Source organism: Streptomyces sp. JLBG701, assembly GCF_058544905.1.
This window is the reverse complement of the sequence record NZ_CM178588.1, coordinates 2,558,018-2,578,035: the sequence shown is the minus strand read 5'-3', so window position 1 is coordinate 2,578,035 and position 20,018 is coordinate 2,558,018. Positions and strand designations below refer to the sequence as shown.

The following is a 20,018-nucleotide window of genomic DNA, read 5'->3' as shown; positions in this document are numbered from 1 at the left end:
GCATCACGTGGGGCGTATCGAGATCAATTCCGCCTTCTGTGGAACCGGTTGCCTGGATTTCTTCATTCGCCCCACCGCAGATGGAGTGACAGCGACGTGACTGGCTTGCCCGAACCGGGCCTTATCGACCTCCGTGGGCGTCCCCTGCGCGACCTGCGTATCTCTCTCACCGACAGGTGCAATTTCCGCTGTCGGTACTGCATGCCCCGGGAGCAATTCGGGTCGGCGCACAGGTATCTCGACCGCGAGGATCTGCTGGCCTTCGACGAGATCGAGCGGTTGGCCCGGTTGTTCGTCTCCCTCGGCGTGCGAAAGATCCGGCTCACGGGCGGGGAGCCCTTGCTGAGACGGGGCGTCGAAGAGGTGGTGCGAGCCCTCGCGTCCATCCCCGAAGTCGATCTCGCCATGACCACCAACGGGGTCCTCTTGCCGGCCCAGGCTCACCATCTCGCCGCAGCCGGCCTGCGACGGGCCACGGTGAGCCTGGACTCGCTGGACGACTCGGTCTTCGCCGAAGTGACCGACACCGCCGTGCCGGTGGCCCGGGTGCTCGCTGGTATCGAGGCTGCGACCAGGGCCGGCCTCACACCCCTCAAGATCAACATGGTGGTGAAGAGAGGGGTCAACGAGTCGTCTGTGCTGCCCATGGCCGAGTATTTCCGCGGCAGCGGGCACATCCTCCGCTTCATCGAGTACATGGATGTCGGCGGTACGAACCACTGGCAGTTGGGCGAAGTGCTGCCTTCGGAAACCGTGGTGCGCATGATCGATGCCCGGCACCCGCTTGTGCCTGTCGCTCCCAGCCACCCCGGCGAAGTCGCCACGCGCTTCCGCTACCGCGACGGGGCAGGCGAAATCGGCGTGATCGGATCAGTGACACAGCCTTTCTGCGGCACCTGCTCCCGCGCCAGGCTTTCCGCCGACGGAAAGCTCCACACCTGCCTGTTCGCATCCGCTGGCACAGACCTCCGAACCCTTCTCCGGACAGGTGCGAGTGATAGAGACCTGCTCGGCACTATTCGCGGGCTCTGGACAGGACGTGACGACAGATATTCCGAACTACGCGGGCAACCCGAAACCTCGACGACGCGCGTGGAGATGTCCTACCTTGGCGGTTGACGGATCCATTTCTATTATCCTATTGGCCGCGGACAGCCGCCGACCGGGCCGCCCGGCAAGTGGACGACGCCCGGTGGGCCGCCCGGATACCGGCGGTGCACGATCGGCCGTGACTTCACCGCCCAGGTCCCGAACACGGAGTACGTCGGCGACATCACCTTCCTGCCCATCGAGGGCGGGAAGTTCTGCTGGCTGGGCACCGTCATCGACCTCGCCTCCCGACGCTTGGCCGGCTGGGCGATCGCCGACCACATGCGCGCGGACCAACGAGCGCGAGGCCCGTCTCGACGCCTTCCGATGGCTCCACCGCTACAACACCCGACGCTGACACTCCCTCCTCGGACGACGATCACCGGTCGCCTTCGAGAACGCCCTCCACCACACACCAACTACGCTCACACCAGCCGCATAACCCGTGTCCAGGATTCGAGGTCAAGGCCCGTCTGGACTTCCGAGACCGACTGACGGAAGACTGGCGCTATGCGGAGACTGCTCTACGGCATGAACCTGACCCTGGACGGCTATATCGCCGCGCCCGGCGACGACATCAGCTGGGGCGGGCCGAGCGACGAGCTGTTCCAGTGGTGGCTCGACGAGGAGCGGGCGGTCAGCCTGTTGCTGTATGGGCGCAAGCTGTGGGAGACCATGAGCGCCTACTGGCCGACCGGCGACCAGCAGCCGGGCGCCACCCCAGCGCAGATCGAGTTCGCGCGGAACTGGCGGGACACGCCGAAGGTGGTGTTCTCCTCGACGGTCGACAAGGTCGACTGGAACACTCGCCTGGTCACCGGCGACGCGGTCGCGGAGATCACTCGACTCAAGGCCGAGGACGGTGGGCCGATGAGGGTCGGTGGCGCAGTGCTCGCCGGGGCGGCGATGCGGGCCGGGCTGATCGACGAGTACACGATCGTCACCCATCCTGCCCTGGTGGGTAGCGGCACGCCGTTCTTCACCGCGCTGGACAGCTGGGTGAACCTGAACCTGGTGGAGACACGGACGTTTCCCGGCGGCGTGGTCCTGACCAGGTACGAGACGAGGCGCTGAACGCGCTGGTCGAGCGGTGGGACATCGACGACGACCAGCGACGGATCGGGTCACGTCCACAGACCGTCGGCGAGCAGTTCGCGGTGGAACAGCCGCTGCGGGTATCGGAGCGGGTGCGGACGCTGCTGCGGGTCACGCTGTACGCGGTCGCCCGTGACGGCGCAGTGCGGGAGCTGGCCTGAGTCGCAGCCGGAGGGGTATTCCCTCGCGCGCCTGCTCGGCCTCGGACAGGACCTGATGATCACCCGCACGCCGGCCCCGCGGACGGGACAGCAGCGCGTCCCGGCCACCCGCCTGCCACCTCGCCCACCACTTGTCCACGGCAGCAGAAGCTGACGGGGCAGCAGGAGGCAGCGGCCAGCCAGTGGCTTCCTCATGGGCGATATCGCTCTTGGTACGTGCGGGCTCGTTGCTCGGGTTGTAGACAGCGACGGTGCAGCAGCCGTAGATGGAACGTGGCGGCGGAAAACGCACCGGGCTGCACGCAATCGAGCTCTCGCAGGCTGTCCATGCCGACCAGCTTCTGCGCGTCGATCACCTCGACACGCAGATGCGCGGCCAACTGGCGGATGTCCGGCGGGCGTCGGAGCGCAGACCGGGCTGTGTGCGTACGCGGTCTGCAAGCCGTTCCGCAGCGGGCACGAGTCCGGGCCTTCGCCGTCCGTGCCGACCACTTGCTGCCGGCGAAAAGTGCCTGTCGCCAGCTCTCCCTGGATCCGGGCGATGCCGGTGCCCGCGTCGCCGAGGCCGCCGCAGATCGTGCCCGCCAGCGCTTCGGGCCGGAGGCCGTACGGCCGGCCGCTCTGGCGGGCTGACCGCTCGTACCAAGAGCCGAGCCGAGCGGTCCTGGCTCCTGTAGGAGGTGAAGGGGGCCATACGAACCAACCCGGCCCGGCCCCGGCGCCGGTGGCCGAGCGCCGCCCCGATCGGCCGGTACCGCCGATGGCCGGTACCGTCGCGATCGGGGCGGTTGTGCAGCTGCCGGCCACCGCTGTCGAGGAGGCCCGGGACCTGTCCTCGATGAGCAGCAGCGACTAGCTCAGATGCCGGGTGAAGAAGCGGGCCGCGGCGTCTCCCGCGGACTGCGGGACGCCGGTGTGGCCGCCCATGTTGGCGTTGAGCGTCTTCTCCTTGGAACCGAAGGCGTCGAACAGGTCCAGGGCCTGCTGCCGGTCGTTCCATTCGTCGTCCCACTGCAGCAGGACGTGCAGCGGAATGGTGACCTGGCGGGCCTCTTCGAGGATGGCGCGAGGCACGAAACTCCCGGCGAAGAGAGCGGCGGCCGAGATGCGCGGCTCGACCACCGCCAGCCGGGTCCCGATGGAGATCACTCCCCCCGAGTACCCGACCGGGCCGCCGATCTCGGGCAGCGAAAGGAGGGCGTCCAGGGCGGCCTGCCATTCGGGGACGGCCTTGTCGACCAGCGGGAGGACGAGCCGGTCCACGATCTCGTCGTCGACGGGTTCGCCGGCCTCCAGCGCCCGGCGCAGGTCGGCGCGAGCCTGCTCGGCGGCGGCGGAACGGGGCCGGTCACCGCTTCCGGGGAGCTCGATGGTGGCCGAGGCGAAGCCCTCCGTCGCGGAGTGCCGGGCCCGAGCCGCCAGTCGGGGGTACATCTTGTCCAGTCCGCCGGGGTGGCCGAGCAGGATCAGCGGGGCCGGTGCGGATGCGGATCCGGGCGTCCACAGGATGCCGGGGATCTCGCCGAGGGTGAATTCGCGTTCGAGGACGCCGTCGTCGAGGCGTTGTTCGGAAGTGAAGTGCACGGTCGTGCCTTTCGGGAGGGCTCGGAGTGGCGCTCCCGGACGACCTATCGCCCTACCGTGGCCCCGGAGGGGAGCACCCATGTCGATACTGCGTTCACGGGTACCACCTCCTCGTTCTCTCGCACGGCCTCCGGAAAAGTAGCAGTGGTCGCCGTGGCCCGCCAACGGGTTTTCGCCGGATCACGCCCCGCCCGTACCGGAGTTGTGCGGATGCGGATGCGTCCCGGCCTGCAAGCCGTCCATGAGGAGTCTGATCTGGCGGTCGGCCTGGGCCTTCCAGTCTCCGGTCACGTCCAGGCGGAGCAGGCCGCTCATGGCCAGCACCACGTCGGAGGTCTCCATGTCGGAGCGGATCGTTCCGGCGGCGACGCCCGCGGAGAAAAGGGCGCCGATCGTGTCGTAGACCTTCGTGTACGACTCCGACCCCCATGCCTCGTCGGCGGGGCCCAGGCTCCGTAGCGCTTCGGACATGTGCTGCTTCGTGACCAGCAGGCTGGCCAGTCGGGCCATCCACTCGCGCAGTGCGCGGTCCGGCGGCAGTGTCGCGAGGAGTTCGTCCGCGGTGGCGCACACCTGGTCCACCTCGTGCTCGTAGGTGGCCAGGACGAGGGCCTCCCGGGTCGGGAAGTGCCGGTAGAGGGTGGCGATGCCCACGCCGGCGGCTCTGGCGATGCCGTCCAGGGGTGCGTCCTTGCCCACCCGGTTGAACTCCTCCAGGGCCGCCGCCAACAGCTTCTCCCGGTTGCGGCGGGCGTTGGCGCGCATGGGCTGCGCGGGTCCTTGGTCGTTCATGCATGCCTCGCTTGCTTAGCGGAGGATCCTCCGGTACGAGTGTCATCGTACAGCCGCATGGAACGGAGACATCCCATGAACAGCACTTCAATCGGTGGTCTCGCCACGTCCGCCCAGGGGCTCGGATGCATGGGAATGAGCGAGGGGTACGGCCCGACCAGCTGGGACGACGCGATCGGCACCATCCATCGCGCCCTCGATCTGGGCGTCACCCTCATCGACACCGCCGACGCCTACGCCTTCGGCCACAACGAGGTGCTGGTGGGCCGGGCGATCGCCGGTCGTCGGGACGAGGTGCAGCTCGCCACGAAGACCGGCATCGACCGCATGGGCAGCGACACCTGGGTGCTGCGCGGCGAGGCGAACTACATCAAGCGCGCGTGCGACGCCTCCCTGCTGCGTCTGGGGGTCGACCACATAGACCTCTACTACCTGCACCGGCCGCCGCAGACCGCCGAGATCGAGGAGTCCGTCGGAGCCATGGCGGAACTCGTCAAGGAGGGAAAGATCCTGCACATCGGCCTCTCCGAGGTCGACGGCACGCTCCTGCGGCGCGCCCACGCCGTCCATCCGATCGCGGCGGTGCAGAGCGAGTACTCGATCTGGTCCCGCGATCCCGAGACGACGGTCGCGGACGCCCTGCGTGAACTGGGTGTGGCCCTGGTGGCGTACTCGCCCCTCGGCCGGGGCTTCCTGACCGGCACGGTCGACGCGACCTCCCTGCCGCCGGGCGACGCCCGCAGGCGGCTTCCCCGGTTCCAGACCTCGGACAACCAGGTCATCGCCGACACCGTCCGCACCCTGGCGGAGCAGAAGGGCGTCACTCCGGCCCAGCTGGCGCTCGCCTGGGTGCACGCGCGCGGTGAACACCTCGGCGTCACCGTCGTGCCCATCCCCGGAACCAAGCGTGTGAAGTGGCTGGAGCAGAACGTGGCCGCCGCCGGCATCGAGCTGACGGCCGACGAGGCCGCCGCGCTCGACGGGCTGGCCGCGCGGACGGTGGGCGGGCGTTACTGAGCGATGCGGGGACCGTCGTACGGGCCGTGGCGAACCGGTCCCTACGACGATCCGCGCACCCGTCGGCCGAACCGGAGGCGTGGTGACCACGTAGTACGGTCGCCACGACGGCGGACGCTCGAAGGGGGACCCCTGCCGGATGAACCGGATCTCGGACGAAGTCACGCGCATCGAGGACGCGGCGCTCACCCGTGCCGCGCAAGCCGGCGAAGTCGCTGCTCTGGGACTGCTGTTGGAGCGGCACCGGGCAGGTATGCGCGCGGTGGCGCTGAGCATTCTGGGGCCGGGGCCCGATGTCGACGACGTGGTGCAGGACGCGGCCGTGACCGCGCTGCGCCGCGTGGGCGACGTACGGGATCCGGCGGCCGTGGGCGCGTGGCTGCGGATGATCGTGCGCAACGCCAGCCGTTCCCTGCTGCGGGCCACCGTCCACGTCCAGCCGATCGACGAACTGCAGCTGCCCGCCCTGGACTCCGGTCCGGAGCGGTGGCTGGAGCGGCACACGATGCGGGACTGGATCTGGGAGGCCGTCGAAGAGCTGACCCCGACGCTGCGTCTGCCCCTGGTGCTGCGTCACTTCAGCACCGGCGTCACCTCCTACGAGCGGATAGCCGACGCCTGCGGGGTCCCGGTCGGCACCGTCCGCAGTCGGCTCAACCAGGCCCGGGCCAAGCTCGCGTCGGCCCTCGCCGCCACGGCGGACGCGCCGCACGGGGACGCCGCGCGGCGTCTGCGGGCCAGCCGCGTCGAGGCGTACGAGACGCTGGCCGCCGCCGAGAGCGGACGCTTCGACGCGCTGATGGCGGAGCGCTGGTCGCCCGAGATCACCCTGCTCAGGGGGAACGACCCCGTGGGCGACCGGGGTGTCCTCGCGCGCGGCATGGACGGCGACCTCGAAGCCGGTGTACGGCAGCGGCTGGCCCATGCCGTGGCAGGACGGTCCCTCGTCGTGTGGGAGATGGATCTGCTCAGTCCCGCCGACAATCCCGACCACTGTCCGCCCTCTGTGGCCTGGCTGATGACCCTGGACGACGCCGGTCGTCCGCACCGGCTGCGGCTCCTGCACCCCCGCCCGGTGCAGGCCCTCCAGTCACTCACTCTGATGTGACCGGCGTCACGTAGCCCGGGTCGAACTTCGCGCTTTCTCCGGCGTCCTGTCCGTGTCTCGACACCTTGTCGTCGACACCTTCTGGATACGGAGAACGACCCCATGACCACCTCTGCGACCCATCCGCTGGCCACCGGAACGCACACCGTCGAGATCGACGGAGTCGTGCAGCGCTATCACGTTCACGGCACGGGACCGGTGTGCGTCGCGCACTCCGGCGGGCCGGGCATCGACTGGGAGTACCTGCGCATGCCCGCGCTGGAGCGGCACCTGACGATCGTCTACCCGGAGCCGGTCGGCAGCGGCGCCTCCGGCCGGCTGCCCTCCCACCCCCACGGCTACACCCGGCCCCGCTACAGCCGGTTCCTCGGGGCGCTGATCGAGCATCTCGACGTCCCCGAGGTGTACCTCCTGGGCCACTCGCACGGCGGCTTCGTCGCCCAGTACCACGCCCTGCACCACCCCGAGTGCGTCGCCGGCGTGATCCTCTACGAGAGCGCGCCGCTGACGGGTCCCGAACACGGCGCCGAGGCCATGCGGTTGGTGCAGGCGTTCGCCGAGCGGCACGCCGACCACCCCGAACTCCCCGAAGTCATGGCGGCGTTCCGGGCCATCCCCACCCTGTCCGAGGACGCCGAGGTGACCGCCGTGGTCAGGGCGCTGGTCCCCGCGTACTTCGCCGACTACTGGGGCCGGGAGAAGGAGTTCGCCGATTTCCGCGCCGCCGTGCGGGCCGCACACATCTCCGGGCTGGACGAGGACCTCTCCCCGCATGTCATCGACGACCGCGCCGACCTCGGCACGCTCGCCGTCCCGACCCTCGTCGTCGTGGGCCGCCACGACCTCATCTGCGGGGTGCGGTGGGCGGAGGAACTGCACCAACTGATCCCTGGATCGGAGCTGTTGATCCTGGAGAACAGCGGGCACTTCGGCCACCTGGAGGAGCCGGAGGCCTTCGCCCGGGCGGTGACGGACTTCGTCCGAGCCCTGGCCGACAACTAGGCCGCTCAACTGGGCCGCTGAACTGAGCCACTCAACCAGGCCGTTGAACTAGGTCATTTGGACGAAGCCCCGGCGGACGGGGCGACCTAGCTTGGAGCTGTCCGGAAGATCTCCGACAAGCAAGGAGAAATCGCATGACTGCCGTGAAGAACGTCGTTCTCGTACATGGGGGATTCGTCGATGGTTCCGGCTGGCAGCCGGTGTACCGCCTTCTCACCCGCGACGGCTTCAACGTCACCGTCGTGCAGAACCCCACCCTCTCCCTCGAAGACGACGTAGCGGTCACCCGGCGGGCCCTCGACGCCCAGGACGGGCCGGCCGTCCTCGTCGGCCACTCCTACGGCGGGGCCGTGATCACCGAGGCCGGCCGGCACGAGCAGGTCGCCGCGCTCGTCTACATCGCGGCGTTCGCACCTGACAAGGGCGAGTCGGTCGGTACGTTGGTCGCCGACCCGGCGCCCGGCGCACCCGTTCCGCCGATCCTCCCGCCCCAGGACGGCTTCCTCTTCCTGGACCGGGAGAAGTTCGCCGACTCCTTCGCCGGCGATCTGCCGTCCGAGGACGCTCAGTTCCTGGCCGACTCGCAGGTTCCCTGGGGCCTCGACGCTCTCGGCGGAGCGATCACGGACCCCGCCTGGGGCGCCAAGCCGAGCTGGTATCTCGTCGCGACCGACGACCGCATGATCCCGCCGCCGGTGCAGCGCACGATGGCCGAGCGTGCCGGAGCCACCGTGACCGAGTCCGCCGGAAGCCACGCCGTCTACGTCTCGCGGCCGGAAGCCGTGGCCGACCTGATCAAGAAGGCCGCCACCCACCAGGCGTGACCCGACCACCAGAAGGACTGAGAGCCGACCGCGCCACGCGCTGATCGCGGTCAACCCGCCGCGGCAGCCCGTCTGTTCCCCCCCCAGGCGGGCTGTCCGCTTCGCTGTCCGACCTACCCACGCCGAAAGAGAACCGGATCCATGACCACCGTCGTTCAGCCGTCCGTCGCCGAACTGTCCGAGGCGGAAGCCCTCTTCCGATTCCAGACAGGGGCTCCCGACACCGTCCGTACCGCGCTGGGCATGAGCGCCACGCGGATCGGCGGGGGAGTGGTGCTCTCGATGCGCAATGACGCCATGCGCTTCTGGAGCAAGGCCCTCGGCTTCGGTGCCACCGCCCCCGTCACCGCCGAACTGATCGCGGAGGCCTGCGACTTCTACAGGGAACAGGGGACTCCGCGGGCCGTCTTCCAGATCGCCCCCGCCTTCCTGCCCGAGGACTGGGACGAGATCCGCGCCCGCGAAGGCATCGTCGCGGATTCTTCCTGGGTCAAGCTCGTCGGCCCGACCGACGAGGCCGTCGCCCGCGCCGACGCCCTGGACCTGCCGCCCGACGGGATCGACGTCGCCCCCTTGGCGGCCGACCAGGCCCTGGAATGGGGAACGGTCATGATGCGGGCCTTCGGCGCGCCGGTCGAGCACTACGCGGAGATGGCCGCCTCGACTGTCACTGGTCCGGGGTGGCATCCCTTCGCGGCCCGGCTCGACGGGGAGATCGTCGGAACCGGCACCATGTACGTCCGCGGTGAGACGGCGCAGATGTTCGCCGGCGCCGTACTGCCCGACGTGCGGGGGCGTGGCGGCCAGACCGCGCTGCTGGCGGCCCGGGTGCGGCTGGCGCGGGAGTTGGGGTGCCGTCTGCTCATCGCCGAGACGGGCGCGGAGGCCCCCGGGACCCACAACACGTCCCTGCACAACATGCTCCGCCTCGGCTTCCGGGTGGCCTACGAACGCCGCAACTGGGGCTGGCAGCCGACTCCGGTCACGTCACAGTCGTAGAAGTGAGGCTGCTGCCACCGAACTTCGGAACTACGGAGTCGGACCGGTCAGCGCGTCCCGCAGTCCCGCACGCGAAGTGACGTTCACCTTCCGGAAAATGCCCCGCAGATGGGCGGCCACCGTGCGGGGAGACAGGAAGAGCCGTGCGGCGATCTGCTTGTTGGTGAGCCCGGTGGCCGCCAGGTGCGCCACCCGGCGTTCCTGCGGGGTCAGCAGGGGGTGCGGGTCGTGCGTGTCGTCGCCGGGGACGACGGTCTTGGTGGGGATGCCGCTCGCCCGCAGTTCGTTGGCCGCCCGCGCACTCCATGGGACCGCTCCCAGGCGTTCGAACGTGCTGAGCGCGGCGTCCAGGTGGACGCGGGCCGCGGTGCCCGCTCTGGCTCTGCGCAGCCGTTCGCCGTAGGCGAGGCAGATCCGGGCCCAGTCGAACGGCCAGCGCTCGGCGCCGGGTGTGGCGATGGCCGCCTCGAACCGTTCGTGGTCGATGAAGTCCGGGACGGACATGGCCTCGGCGGCGTCGGTCAGCATGGCCAGGCGTGGCGAGATCGACGGGATGTCGGTCTTCCTGACCGCCGCCACGTGCTCGGCGGCCTCGCTGTGGTGGTCGGTCCGGGACGCGGCTTCGGCGAAGTCCAGCAGGAGCCAGAGAGCGTGGGGCGAGTACCGCGGCACCTCGCCGGGTGTGCCGAGGGCCCGCAAGAGGCGGTAGGCGGCGTCGAAGTCGGCGCTGCCGAGTGCCGAGAGGGCGCGGATGTGGGAGGCGTAGACCCGTAGCGCCCCCAGCCCTCGGGGATTGCCCCAGGAGACGAGGCGGTCCGCGACCTCGCGGGCGGTGGTGCCTTCGCCTCGCGCGGCGGCCAGCATCCCCCGCAGGAAGTGGCCCGACGAGGCCAGCAGGCGGTAGTCGTAGGTCGCGCACCAGCCGAGGGCCTCGTCGGTCATCGCCGGCAGGTCGTCCCACTGGCCGCTGGTGTAGGCGTCGTTCGCCAGCAGGAACTGTGCCTGGATCGCCAGGGCGATGGCTCCTCCGTCGCGGCCGTCCTCGACGGCGTGCCGCAACGCGCCGCGGCAGCCCGGCAGTCGGTCGACGTACGTGGCCGAGACCGCGATCCCGAAGACGCGTACGGGGTCGGACTCCTGGTGCAGGCCCGAGACGAGTTCGTCGAGACGGTCGAGCACGGACAGCGCCGTGTGGGCCGGATCGCCGAAGGCGCCCAGGATCACCGGCAGCAGGCGTTTCGAGGAGCGTGGTCGGCAGCGCGTCACGACGCTGTCGAAGGAGTGCCACAGCTCCGGCCGGCCGCTGAAGAAGCACACCATGAGGAGGGTGTTCAGCGCCTCGCGGAGGATGTCGTCGTCGGTCCCCTCGGGCCGGGCGTGGGCGTCGATGGCGCAGACGAGCAGCCGGTGGGCGGTGTCCACGTCGCCTTCGCCGTTGAGGAGTTGGCTCGCCGCCGCGGTGGCGGCCGCCAGGGAGTCGGCTCCGGCCGGATCGGCGTGGCTGGCGTTCTCCAGCAGGGCGCGTACGTTGCCGAGGTCACCGGTGATGTTGGCGCCCAGGCAGGCCGCCTCGGCCAGCCTCCGTGCCTTGGCCGTCCCGGTACCGCTCAACTCCGAGGCGCGCAGCAGGGCGGTGATGGCGCCGACGGCGTCACCGCGGTGCAGGGTGCGGTAGGCCACCTCGTGCAGGAGGTCGGCCGCCTGGTCGTCGGGGCCCACGGACGCGTCGGCGAGGTGCCGGGCCCGGCGTTCGGATCCTTCCGGGAGCTGTCCGGCGAGCGCCCGGTGTCCCCACCGGCGTTCGGCGCTGGTCGACAGGTCCATGACCGCGGAACGGGTGAGCGGGTGCCGGAAGACCAGCCGACCCGTGAGGGTGTCGACCCGCACAACTCCGGCCCGCTCGGCGGGAGACAGCCCGCCGAGGCCGTCCGAGCCGCCCATGGCCCGCTGCAGGACGTGCAGTTCGCCCGAGCCGTCCAGGACGGCGAGCAGGAGCAGTCTGCGGGTGGCGTCCGGGAGCGCGACGACCCGGGTGGAGAAGATCTCCTTGAGGCGCTCGGTCAACGGCAGCACGGTCGGCAGCGGTCCGCGCTCCGTCTGCTGCGCGTCATTGAGCGGCACGGGCAGCTCCAGCAGCGCCAGGGGGTTTCCCCGGGCCTCCTCGACGAGACGCCGGCGCACTCGGGCCGCCATGCCGGGGAACCGCTCGGCCACCAACTCGTTCGCCGCCGCGTCGTCCAGGGGCCGGACCTTGTACGTGGGTATCCCGACGCTGCTCAGGAAGGACTCGTCCCCGGTCCGGGACGCGCCCAGCAGGGCGAGCGGTTCGGCGCGCGGGGAGCGGGCGATCGTACACAGAACCGTGGCGCTGGGCCGGTCCACCCACGCCACGTCGTCGATGAGCAGCGCGAGCGGACTGCCCTCGGTCGCGGACCGTGTCAGCAGGGCGTGCAAGGCGTTCGCGATGGCGAGCAGCTCGGTCGGCTGTTCGTCGGACCGTCCGCGGACCGCCTGGAGTGTCTCCGCCTGCCGTGCGGGCAGAGCGGGAATCCCTTCGGCCAGCGGCCGCAGTATCTGGTTCAGTGCGGAGAAGCCGACCCCTTTCTCGAGCGGCGAGCCGACGATCCGCAGCACCCGGAAGCCGGCCCCGGACGCGCGCAGCGCCGCGGCGTCCAGCAGCGCGCTCTTGCCCACCCCGGCCTCTCCGGTCAGCATCAGGGCGGCTCCCCGCGCGGAGGCGGTGCCCAAGAGCCGGTCGATGACGGCCAGTTCGGCCGAGCGTCCGATGAGAGCAGGCGGCGTAGGAGCTGTCATCACGCCAGGCGCGCCGCGGCGTCGGCGGCGGCGTGCTGGGCGGCGACGCGGTCGACACGGACGGTCTCACCGTTCACGACGACGGCCTCGCCCGCGACCCAGACGTCGCTGACCGCGCGAGAACCGGCCGCCCACATGAGATTGGCGAGCAGACGGGTGCCGTCGACATTCAGGCCCGCGGTGAAGTGCGGGCCGTCCACGGAGACATGGATCATGTCGGCCCAGTTTCCCGGAGCGAGGGATCCGATGTCCGTTCTGCCCAGGGCCGCGGCTCCGCCCGAGGTCGCCATGAGGAAGGCGTCCACGGCGGTGAGGGCCAAGGGGTCGGCCGTGGCGAGGCGGGCGAACATCATCGCGAGACGTGCCTCCTCCCACAGGTCGAGATCGTCGTTGCTCGCGGGCCCGTCGGTACCGAGTCCGACGGCGACGGACGCGGCGCGCAGGGCGTGCAACTGGGCGGTTCCGGAGGCGAGTTTGGCGTTCGAGCCCGGACAGTGCGCTACGCCCGCCCCCGCCTCGGCGAGCAGTTGGATGTCGCCGTCGGAGAGGTGCACGGCATGGGCGGCGAGCAACCGTCCGTCCAAGAGCCCACTCTCCTGAAGCAGTTGGGGCACCGAACCGTGCAACTCCCGCTGCGTGACGTCCTCGGCGAGGGTCTCCGCGACATGGATGTGCACCAGGGCCCCGCGTTGCGCGGCCTCCTCAGCCGTCGCGTGCAGCGCCTCGGGAGGCAGGGTGTAGGCGGAGTGCGGCCCGTAACAGAGTTCTACGCGTTCACCCGGGCCGAAGCGCAGGCCGTCGGCGTCGATCCACTTGCCTATGGCCGCGAGATCGGCGCGCCAGTCGCCGCCGGGCCGGTCGAAGTAGGCGGGGGCGACCAGGACACGACTCCCCGCTTGCAGTGCCGCGTCCGCCACCTGCTCGGCGTGCGCGTACATCTCGGCGCTGGTCGTCACGCCGTAGCGGAGCATCTCGACGCAGCCGAGGAGCATGCCCGCGTGTGCGTCCCGCGGGCTCATGCGGGCCTCGGCCGGCCAGATGGCGTCCTGCAGCCAGGTCAGCAGCGGGAGGTCGCCGCCGAGTCCGCGCAGCAGGGTCATCGGGGAGTGCGCGTGGGTGTTGACCAGGCCGGGAGCGAGGATGCCGGTCAGGAAGGTGCGCGGGAGGTCATCCGGGGCCGGGGGAGCGGACAGGGCCGGACCGCAGTAGGTGATACGTCCCTCGGGGCCGACGTCGACCACCGCGTTCCGCAGCACGGAACAGGACGGGTCGGCCGGCAGAACGACCGGGGCGAAGAAGCGTCGTGACAGTGACATGGCGCGGGTGAGTCCTAAGCATCGTGGGGGCGGGGGCATGCTGACGCAGACAAGACGTAGGGCGGGTCCACGAGTTCGAACCGCACGGCGTGAGCTCGATCACAGAGGCGTCACGGAGACGGACGGGCCGGCGGATAGGATGAGGTGTGTCTTCGTGGAGCCAAGCTCTCACCACCTCCTCGGCGAATGCCTGGGACGAGGTCTTCTCCGGCCTTCACGGAGCGAGCCGTATCGCCTCGCCGGATCGCTCCGTGCCGATGACCGGACGTCTGGAGTGGCAGCAGTCGAAGGCGTACAGCCTGGCCCTCTGCCAGGGCGGCCCCGAAGCGGTCAGCAGGGATGCCCGGCACATCCGGTCCGATCCCCGGGGCACGTACGAACTTCTCGTCCCCCTCGCCGGCACGGCCTGGGTGGAGCAGGGGCCCGCGTCCGCCGAACTCCGGCCCGGCAGCATGGCGTTGTGCGACATCGACCGCCCCCTCACGTTCGCGCACGACTCCGACTTCCTCTCGCTCGCCTTCATCGTGCCCGGCCAGGATCTCGCCGCGCGCAGCCCCGTCGCCGCCGGCGGAGCGATGCTGAGCGGTGCCCGTGGACTGGGCCGAATCGTCCGGCAGTTGACCACCACCCTGCACGAGGAGCGCGAGCAACTCTCCGAGGCCACCTTCGACATCGCCTGCGACCGACTGCTCGACCTGGTGTGTCTGGCCGCGGAGGGCGGCGACGACTCGGCGCCCACCGGACAACGGGCCACGGTCGAGGCCGAGATCCGACGTTACGTACGTCAACACGCCTGCGACCGTGAGCTGGACGTCGTCGGCATCGCGCGGGCGCTCGGCTGGTCCGTGCGCTACGTCCAGCAGGTGCTGCGGGCCGCCAACACCACCTCGCGCGATCTCATCCGCCGCGAACGGCTGGACGTCGCCCGCAGCCGCCTGGTCGGCGCGAGCTGGTCCACGTACTCGATCGCGGAGATCGCCCACTCCTGCGGCTTCGGCTCTCACGCCTCCTTCGCCACCGCGTTCCGGGCCGAGTTCGGCGTGACACCGCGCGAGGCCAGACAGGGCGTCAGCCGGCGGAAAGGCTGAAGTAGCGGCGCGGGTTGTCGACCAGCATCGTGGTCAGCTGCTTCTCTGTGACGCCGGCGGCGCGCAGTGCCGGGAGTACCTCGTCGTGCAGGTGGGTGTAGTGCCAGTTCGGCGCGATCTGCTCCCGTACGCCGGGCGGGAACCAGTCGATGTGGCAGGACGCGTCGTGCGACAGGACCATCCGGTCCGCGAACCCCTCGCGGGCGAGCGTCGCGACCGTCGCCACCCGCTGGTCGGTGGGCAGCAGGATGTCGAGGCCGAAGCGGTCCATACCGACGTAACTGCCGTTCGCGATGAGCTGGTGCAGATAGTCCAGGTCGGCGCTGTCACCGCTGTGGCCGATGACGACCGCGCCGAGGTCCACGCCCTCGCTGCGCAGCACCTCCTGCGCGACCAGCCCGGTACGAGCGTTCGCGTTGGTGTGGACCGTGATCGGGGCGCCCGTGCGCAGATGGGCCTGGGCGACCGCGCGCATCACCCGCTCCACACCCGGAGTGAGTACGTCCTCGATCGCGCACTTCAGGAACGCGGCCCTGATGCCGGTGTCCGCGATGCCCTCGGTGAGTTCCCGGACGAACAGCTCGGTCATGCCCTCGGCGCCGCCGAGCATCGTGCCCGGCCCGTGGTAGCGGAAGTAGTCCGGGACATCGGCCAGCGTGTAGAGGCCGGTGGCCGCGACGATGTTGAGGTCGACCTGCCGGTTCACCTCGGCGACCCGCGCCACATTGCGTCCGAGCCCGATGACGGTGGGGTCGACGATCGTGGTCACGCCGGTCGCGGCCAGGGCCTTCAGCCGGGCCACGGCGTCGCTGACGCGCTCCTGTTCGTCCCAGGTCTCCGGCAGGCTCTGCCGGAGTTCCTCGCTGAGGACGAAGACGTGCTCGTGCATCAGCACAGTGCCGAGGTCACTCACCGGCACGGGGCCGTTGACGGTCTGTACCTGCGGTGTCGGGGTCATGCGGATCCTTCGATGGTCGTGCTTGCCGGAGCGGCATGGAGCGGCATGGAGCTGGATGGAACGGCGGCGCTGAGCCGACGCGGAGACGACTCTTCCAAGCCGGGGCGCTGCCGTCTTTCGCGCGGACGCGCATTTCTTTCGCGCCGCCGCGATGTCCGCAGATTCGGTGCGCGGTTGGTGAATCCAGATGCCCATCGGGCACGAAGTGCACTCGTGGGTACGGAAGTTGTGGCATCGAAGTCCGGGGAGTGCGGGATGACCATCCTCTGCGTACGTTTTCAGCAGCCGTCGATGGACGAGGCCGCCCTGCCCGAGCTGCTCGGACTGCTGGAGGAGTTCACGCCCGTCGTCGAGGCGCTGCCGCCGGACGGTGCGCTCGTCGATCTGCGGGCCGGCGAACGGCACTTCGGGCGGGACGCCGTCGAGTTGGCGTCGCTGATCCGGGCGCGGGCGATCGCCTTGCACGGGGTCGACTGTGCGATCGGCGCCGGACCCGGACCGACGCTGGCCCGCGTGGCACTGCGCGAGGCGGCGCCCGGGGTGACCCCGCTCGTCCCCGAACAGCCGGACGCCATCGCCGAGTTCCTCGCCGAACGACCGGTCGCAGCGCTCCCCGGCGTCGGCGCCACGACCGCCCGCACCCTGCGCGAGCACGGCCTCGACACCCTCGGCCGGATCGCCGCCGCGCCCCTGTCCACGCTGCAACGCCTCGTCGGCGCCGAAGTCGGCCGCGAGCTGCACGAGAAGGCGAGCGGCATCGACCGCGGCCGGGTCGTACCGAGCGCCGCGTCCCGCTCGCAGGCCACCGAACGCCCTTTCAACGGCGATGAGTTGGACCCCGACTCGCACCGCCGCGCCCTGTTCTCCGCCGCCGGGGAACTGGGTGCCCGGCTGCGCGCCCTGGACAAGGCCTGCGGCACGCTGACCCTCACCGTGCGCTACGCCGACCGCCCCTCGACCACCCACACCCACACCCTCAAGGAACCGACCGCCCACCCCGCGGAACTCACCACCGTCGCCCGCGACTTGTACGAGGCGCTCGGCCTCCGGCGCGCCCGGGTACGCTCGCTCGGCCTGCGCGCGGAAGCGCTTTGACTGGATGCGCCGGCTGCTGGAGTCGGATCAGTTGGCCCATGGCGCGCTGATGCGGGTGCCGTCGGCGAGCTCCGCCGACAGACCGATGGACGTGGTGACCCAGATGGTCGTGGTCTCGTCGGTCGGGTTCTCGGCACCGAAGGCCGACCCCGGGTTGATGATCAGCGTGTCGCCGGCGGTGATCCGCTCGCTGCGGCCGTCGAGCGTGATCAGCAGTACGCCGTGGAGCAGATGAAGGATCTCCTCGTGGCTGACGGTGTGCACGGGCGCCTTGGTCCCGGCCGGGAGCTCGGCTCTCCATGCGCACAACTGCTGGCTACCGGTGCGGGGATGGGCGTAGGAGACGAAGCGGGCGCCGTGCAGCTCGTGGGTGACGGCTTCGGAGGAGCGGACGACGGGCATGGTGTGCCTCCATATCGGCAGATGGTCAAGCTGCTTGACTACATGGAACATGGTCAAGCAGCTTGACCAAACCGTCAAGGGTGTTTCAATGACCGCGTGCAGAACTCCGAGGCCCTGGCCCTGACCGCCGCCCTGCTCTCTGCCGCGGGTGACCTGACGAAGCGCATCAATGACGGGGTTGTCGCCCGCGGATTCGAGGTGCGGCCGGCGCACGGCTTCGCCTTCGCGCGCCTCGCGCCGGACGGTGCGACGGTCACCGACCTCGCCGCCCATCTCGGGGTCACCAAACAGGCCGCCAGTCAGCTCGTCGACGAGCTCGTGCGCAAGGGGTACGTGGAGCGGCATCCTCACCCTGATGACGCGCGTGCCCGGCTGGTCGTGCTCACTGAGCGCGGCTGGGCCTGTACGCGGGCCGCCGAGGACGCGGCTGTGGAGGCCGTGCGGCCCTGGGTTGAACTGTTGGGCGAAGGTGAAGTGCGCGTGTTGTGTGAATATTTGGTGCGAATTGCACCCTTCGGTCCCCTCAGGTCCGCCTGGTGACCGGTTATCACTGGAAGTTTTTACTGACGCGTAACTTCACACGTGAGCTACTCGCTCGTAACTTGACGAGTGAACAGCATCCTCGTGATCCGGATCACAGGGCGTAAGGCCGTCGCAACTCCCTTGAGCCGCAAGGAGATCACACGATGCTGCCCTGGAAACGACTGCTCAGACCCCTCACCGCGCTCCTTCTGACCGCCGCGCTCGCCCTCGTCCCCGCCGCCACCGCACACGCGGCCGGCGCGCCGAGCAGCGGCTGGAACGACTACTCCTGCAATCCGTCCGCCGCTCATCCCCGCCCCGTCGTCCTCGTCCACGGCACCTTCGGGAACTCCGTCGACAACTGGCTCGGCCTCGCGCCGTATCTGAAAGCCCGCGACTACTGCGTCTTCTCCCTCGACTACGGCCAACTCCCGGGCGTCCCGCTCTTCTACGGGCTCGGCCCCGTCGACAAGTCGGCAGAGCAACTCCAGACTTACGTCGACAAGGTGCTCACCGCGACCGGTGCCGCCAAGGCCGACCTCGTCGGCCACTCGCAGGGCGGCATGATGCCCCGCTACTACCTCAGGTTCCTCGGCGGAGCCGCCAAGGTGAACGCCCTCGTCGGCCTCGCCCCCGACAACCACGGCACCACCCTGGGCGGACTCGCCAACCTGCTGCCGTACTTCCCGGGAGCCGAGGACCTGCTCTCCGCCGCCACCCCCGGCCTCGCCGACCAGGTCGCCGGCTCCGCCCTCCTCACCAAGCTCAACGAGGGCGGCGACACCGTGCCCGGCGTCCACTACACCGTCATCGCCACCAAGTACGACGAGGTGGTCACCCCGTGGCAGAGCGGGTACCTGAGCGGGTCGGACGTCAACAACGTCCTGCTCCAGGACCTGTGCCCGCTCGACCTCTCCGAGCACGTGGCGATCGGACTGCTCGACCGGATCGCCTTCCACGAGGTGGCCAACGCCCTCGACCCGGCCCACGCCACCGCCACCACCTGCGCGTCGGCGTTCAGCTGACCGTCGCCGGGGCCTGTCCGGCCTGAGCCGCCGGTCAGGCCCCGGAGATCAGGGTGCTCAGCGACCGTGCCGACCGCCGCTCACCGCACGCCGGCGGACCGACGCGAACAGGGCCACCGCGCCGAGCGCCAGAGCGGCCGCACCACCCATCGCCATGTACCGCGTGCCGGCGTCACCGCCGGTCTCGGCGAGGTCCTCCGAGGCACCGGCCGCCTGCGGCTCGTTGTCGTCGGCCGCCGCGACCGGCTCCGCCGAGGTACCGGCGTCGTCGTCACCATGACCGTGGTGCTCGACGGTCGACTTGTCGGCACCGTCCTCGATCTGCTCCTCGGAGGGGGTGGAGGCGCTGGGGGCGGCGGAGGTACTGGGGGTAGCGGAGGCACCACTTCCCGCGCTGCTCCCGCTCCCGCTCCCACTGCTGCTCCCGCTCCCGCTCCCACTGCTGCTCCCGTTACCGCTGTCGCTGCCGCCGAACGACACATCCGAGCAGGAGTAGAAGGCCTCCGGGCTGTCCGAGCGCTGCCAGATCGCGTACAGGAGCTGCTTGCCGGAGCGCTCCGGCAGGGTGCCGGAGAAGGTGTAGAAACCGTCCGAGGCGATCGGGTCGGTGGCCGACGCGACCGGGTTGTCCAGGTCCAGATCGTCCCAGGCGAGCGGCTGCGTCGGGTCGTAGCCGGCCTTGGTGACGTAGACCTTGAACGTGCCCTTGTGCGGGGCGGTCACGCGGTACTTGAAGGTGTACGACCCACTGCTCACGCTGGTCGCCGGCCAGTCCGCGCGGGCCAGGTCGAGCCCCTTGAACTCGTCGCTGTTCGCGCTGCACAGCTTGCCGTCCGGGATCAGCGCCTGGTGCTGCCCGTTCGCGTCGCCGATGCGTATGCCGTTCCAGTCGTACAGCGCCTGCGTACCACCGCCCGCGACCGCCGCCTTGCACGCGTCCGACATCGGGCTCTCGGGGTTCTCCCCGTAGCACTGGAACACCCGGCTGACCGGGTCGCCCATCGTGCCGTGCGCGGACGCCGGGGCGGCGGCCAGCGCGGTCAGGGCGAGCGGGGCGATGCCGACGGCGGCGACGACGGTGACCCTGCGGCGACGTGCGGGCATGGAGAACTCCTCGGAAGGGTCAC

Annotated in this window: 19 protein-coding genes and 1 pseudogene; 13 read left to right on the top strand and 7 right to left on the bottom strand. The window is 70.3% G+C overall.

The annotated features are described in order from the left end of the window. Positions 1 to 96 precede the first annotated feature (96 nt). From moaA to AC5DRG_RS11770, 4 genes and pseudogenes are all read left to right on the top strand, one after another. Positions 97 to 1,119: a GTP 3',8-cyclase MoaA gene (gene moaA / locus AC5DRG_RS11785; protein WP_491809967.1), complete on the top strand. Its 1,023-nt coding sequence runs from the start codon at positions 97 to 99 to the stop codon at positions 1,117 to 1,119. Between the two features lie 102 nt (positions 1,120 to 1,221). Beyond that, positions 1,222 to 1,383 (top strand): annotated as a pseudogene (locus tag AC5DRG_RS11780) (DDE-type integrase/transposase/recombinase); the annotation flags it as partial. Positions 1,384 to 1,599: 216 nt separating this feature from the next. Beyond that, entirely contained in the window at positions 1,600 to 2,163 is a 564-nt protein-coding gene (locus AC5DRG_RS11775; protein WP_491809966.1) for a dihydrofolate reductase family protein, read from the top strand. Between the two features lie 509 nt (positions 2,164 to 2,672). Next, complete coding sequence (locus AC5DRG_RS11770; RefSeq protein WP_491809965.1) at positions 2,673 to 2,978, top strand: hypothetical protein; 306 nt, start codon at positions 2,673 to 2,675, stop codon at positions 2,976 to 2,978. A gap of 219 nt (positions 2,979 to 3,197) precedes the next feature. On the opposite strand, the gene AC5DRG_RS11765 is transcribed toward AC5DRG_RS11770, so the two are convergent. Together AC5DRG_RS11765 and AC5DRG_RS11760 are read right to left on the bottom strand one after the other, a co-directional pair. Beyond that, entirely contained in the window at positions 3,198 to 3,929 is a 732-nt protein-coding gene (locus tag AC5DRG_RS11765) for a dienelactone hydrolase family protein (protein WP_491809964.1), read from the bottom strand. Between the two features lie 180 nt (positions 3,930 to 4,109). Further along, on the bottom strand, positions 4,110 to 4,721 hold the full coding sequence (locus tag AC5DRG_RS11760; RefSeq protein WP_491809963.1) for a TetR/AcrR family transcriptional regulator: 612 nt from the start codon (positions 4,719 to 4,721) through the stop codon (positions 4,110 to 4,112). A 75-nt stretch (positions 4,722 to 4,796) separates the two neighbouring features. Here AC5DRG_RS11760 and AC5DRG_RS11755 point away from each other — a divergent pair, with 75 nt between their 5' ends. The 5 genes from AC5DRG_RS11755 (at position 4,797) to AC5DRG_RS11735 (ending at position 9,671) form a co-directional block, all read left to right on the top strand. Continuing rightward, a complete protein-coding gene (locus tag AC5DRG_RS11755; RefSeq protein ID WP_491809962.1) occupies positions 4,797 to 5,738 on the top strand; it encodes an aldo/keto reductase in 942 nt (313 codons plus the stop codon). Between the two features lie 139 nt (positions 5,739 to 5,877). Further along, the gene (locus AC5DRG_RS11750; protein ID WP_491809961.1) at positions 5,878 to 6,846 is read left to right on the top strand and encodes an RNA polymerase sigma factor; all 969 of its coding nucleotides are present in this window, start codon (positions 5,878 to 5,880) and stop codon (positions 6,844 to 6,846) included. 102 nt (positions 6,847 to 6,948) lie between these two features. Next, positions 6,949 to 7,848, top strand: coding sequence for an alpha/beta fold hydrolase (locus AC5DRG_RS11745; protein WP_491809960.1), 900 nt, complete (start codon positions 6,949 to 6,951; stop codon positions 7,846 to 7,848). 134 nt (positions 7,849 to 7,982) lie between these two features. Then, a complete protein-coding gene (locus tag AC5DRG_RS11740) occupies positions 7,983 to 8,672 on the top strand; it encodes an alpha/beta fold hydrolase (RefSeq protein ID WP_491809959.1) in 690 nt (229 codons plus the stop codon). Between the two features lie 141 nt (positions 8,673 to 8,813). Next, the gene (locus AC5DRG_RS11735; protein WP_491809958.1) at positions 8,814 to 9,671 is read left to right on the top strand and encodes a GNAT family N-acetyltransferase; all 858 of its coding nucleotides are present in this window, start codon (positions 8,814 to 8,816) and stop codon (positions 9,669 to 9,671) included. A gap of 30 nt (positions 9,672 to 9,701) precedes the next feature. On the opposite strand, the gene AC5DRG_RS11730 is transcribed toward AC5DRG_RS11735, so the two are convergent. Beyond that, on the bottom strand, positions 9,702 to 12,485 hold the full coding sequence (locus AC5DRG_RS11730; protein WP_491809957.1) for a helix-turn-helix transcriptional regulator: 2,784 nt from the start codon (positions 12,483 to 12,485) through the stop codon (positions 9,702 to 9,704). After that, the gene (locus AC5DRG_RS11725; protein WP_491809956.1) at positions 12,485 to 13,801 is read right to left on the bottom strand and encodes an amidohydrolase family protein; all 1,317 of its coding nucleotides are present in this window, start codon (positions 13,799 to 13,801) and stop codon (positions 12,485 to 12,487) included. The genes AC5DRG_RS11730 and AC5DRG_RS11725 overlap by 1 nt, the downstream gene beginning before the upstream one ends. A gap of 146 nt (positions 13,802 to 13,947) precedes the next feature. Here AC5DRG_RS11725 and AC5DRG_RS11720 point away from each other — a divergent pair, with 146 nt between their 5' ends. Next, entirely contained in the window at positions 13,948 to 14,889 is a 942-nt protein-coding gene (locus tag AC5DRG_RS11720; RefSeq protein ID WP_491809955.1) for an AraC family transcriptional regulator, read from the top strand. Here the strand turns inward: AC5DRG_RS11720 and AC5DRG_RS11715 are convergent. Next, complete coding sequence (locus AC5DRG_RS11715; protein ID WP_491809954.1) at positions 14,870 to 15,847, bottom strand: phosphotriesterase family protein; 978 nt, start codon at positions 15,845 to 15,847, stop codon at positions 14,870 to 14,872. The two genes, AC5DRG_RS11720 and AC5DRG_RS11715, sit on opposite strands and share 20 nt — an antisense overlap. Positions 15,848 to 16,102: 255 nt before the next feature. Here AC5DRG_RS11715 and AC5DRG_RS11710 point away from each other — a divergent pair, with 255 nt between their 5' ends. Next, the gene (locus tag AC5DRG_RS11710; protein WP_491809953.1) at positions 16,103 to 16,942 is read left to right on the top strand and encodes a DNA polymerase Y family protein; all 840 of its coding nucleotides are present in this window, start codon (positions 16,103 to 16,105) and stop codon (positions 16,940 to 16,942) included. A 27-nt stretch (positions 16,943 to 16,969) separates the two neighbouring features. Here the strand turns inward: AC5DRG_RS11710 and AC5DRG_RS11705 are convergent, their stop codons facing one another. Continuing rightward, positions 16,970 to 17,344, bottom strand: coding sequence for a cupin domain-containing protein (locus AC5DRG_RS11705; protein WP_491809952.1), 375 nt, complete (start codon positions 17,342 to 17,344; stop codon positions 16,970 to 16,972). 96 nt (positions 17,345 to 17,440) lie between these two features. Here AC5DRG_RS11705 and AC5DRG_RS11700 point away from each other — a divergent pair, with 96 nt between their 5' ends. Both AC5DRG_RS11700 and AC5DRG_RS11695 read left to right on the top strand, forming a co-directional pair. Beyond that, positions 17,441 to 17,884 (top strand): MarR family winged helix-turn-helix transcriptional regulator, encoded by a 444-nt coding sequence (locus AC5DRG_RS11700; RefSeq protein WP_491809951.1) that lies wholly within the window; start codon positions 17,441 to 17,443, stop codon positions 17,882 to 17,884. A 146-nt stretch (positions 17,885 to 18,030) separates the two neighbouring features. Next, positions 18,031 to 18,891 carry an esterase/lipase family protein gene (locus tag AC5DRG_RS11695; protein ID WP_491809950.1) on the top strand — a complete coding sequence of 287 codons (861 nt, stop codon included), beginning with the start codon at positions 18,031 to 18,033 and terminating at the stop codon, positions 18,889 to 18,891. A 57-nt stretch (positions 18,892 to 18,948) separates the two neighbouring features. Here AC5DRG_RS11695 and AC5DRG_RS11690 read toward each other — a convergent pair whose 3' ends face one another. Further along, on the bottom strand, positions 18,949 to 19,995 hold the full coding sequence (locus AC5DRG_RS11690) for a lytic polysaccharide monooxygenase auxiliary activity family 9 protein (protein ID WP_491809949.1): 1,047 nt from the start codon (positions 19,993 to 19,995) through the stop codon (positions 18,949 to 18,951). Between the last annotated feature and the right edge of the window lie 23 nt (positions 19,996 to 20,018).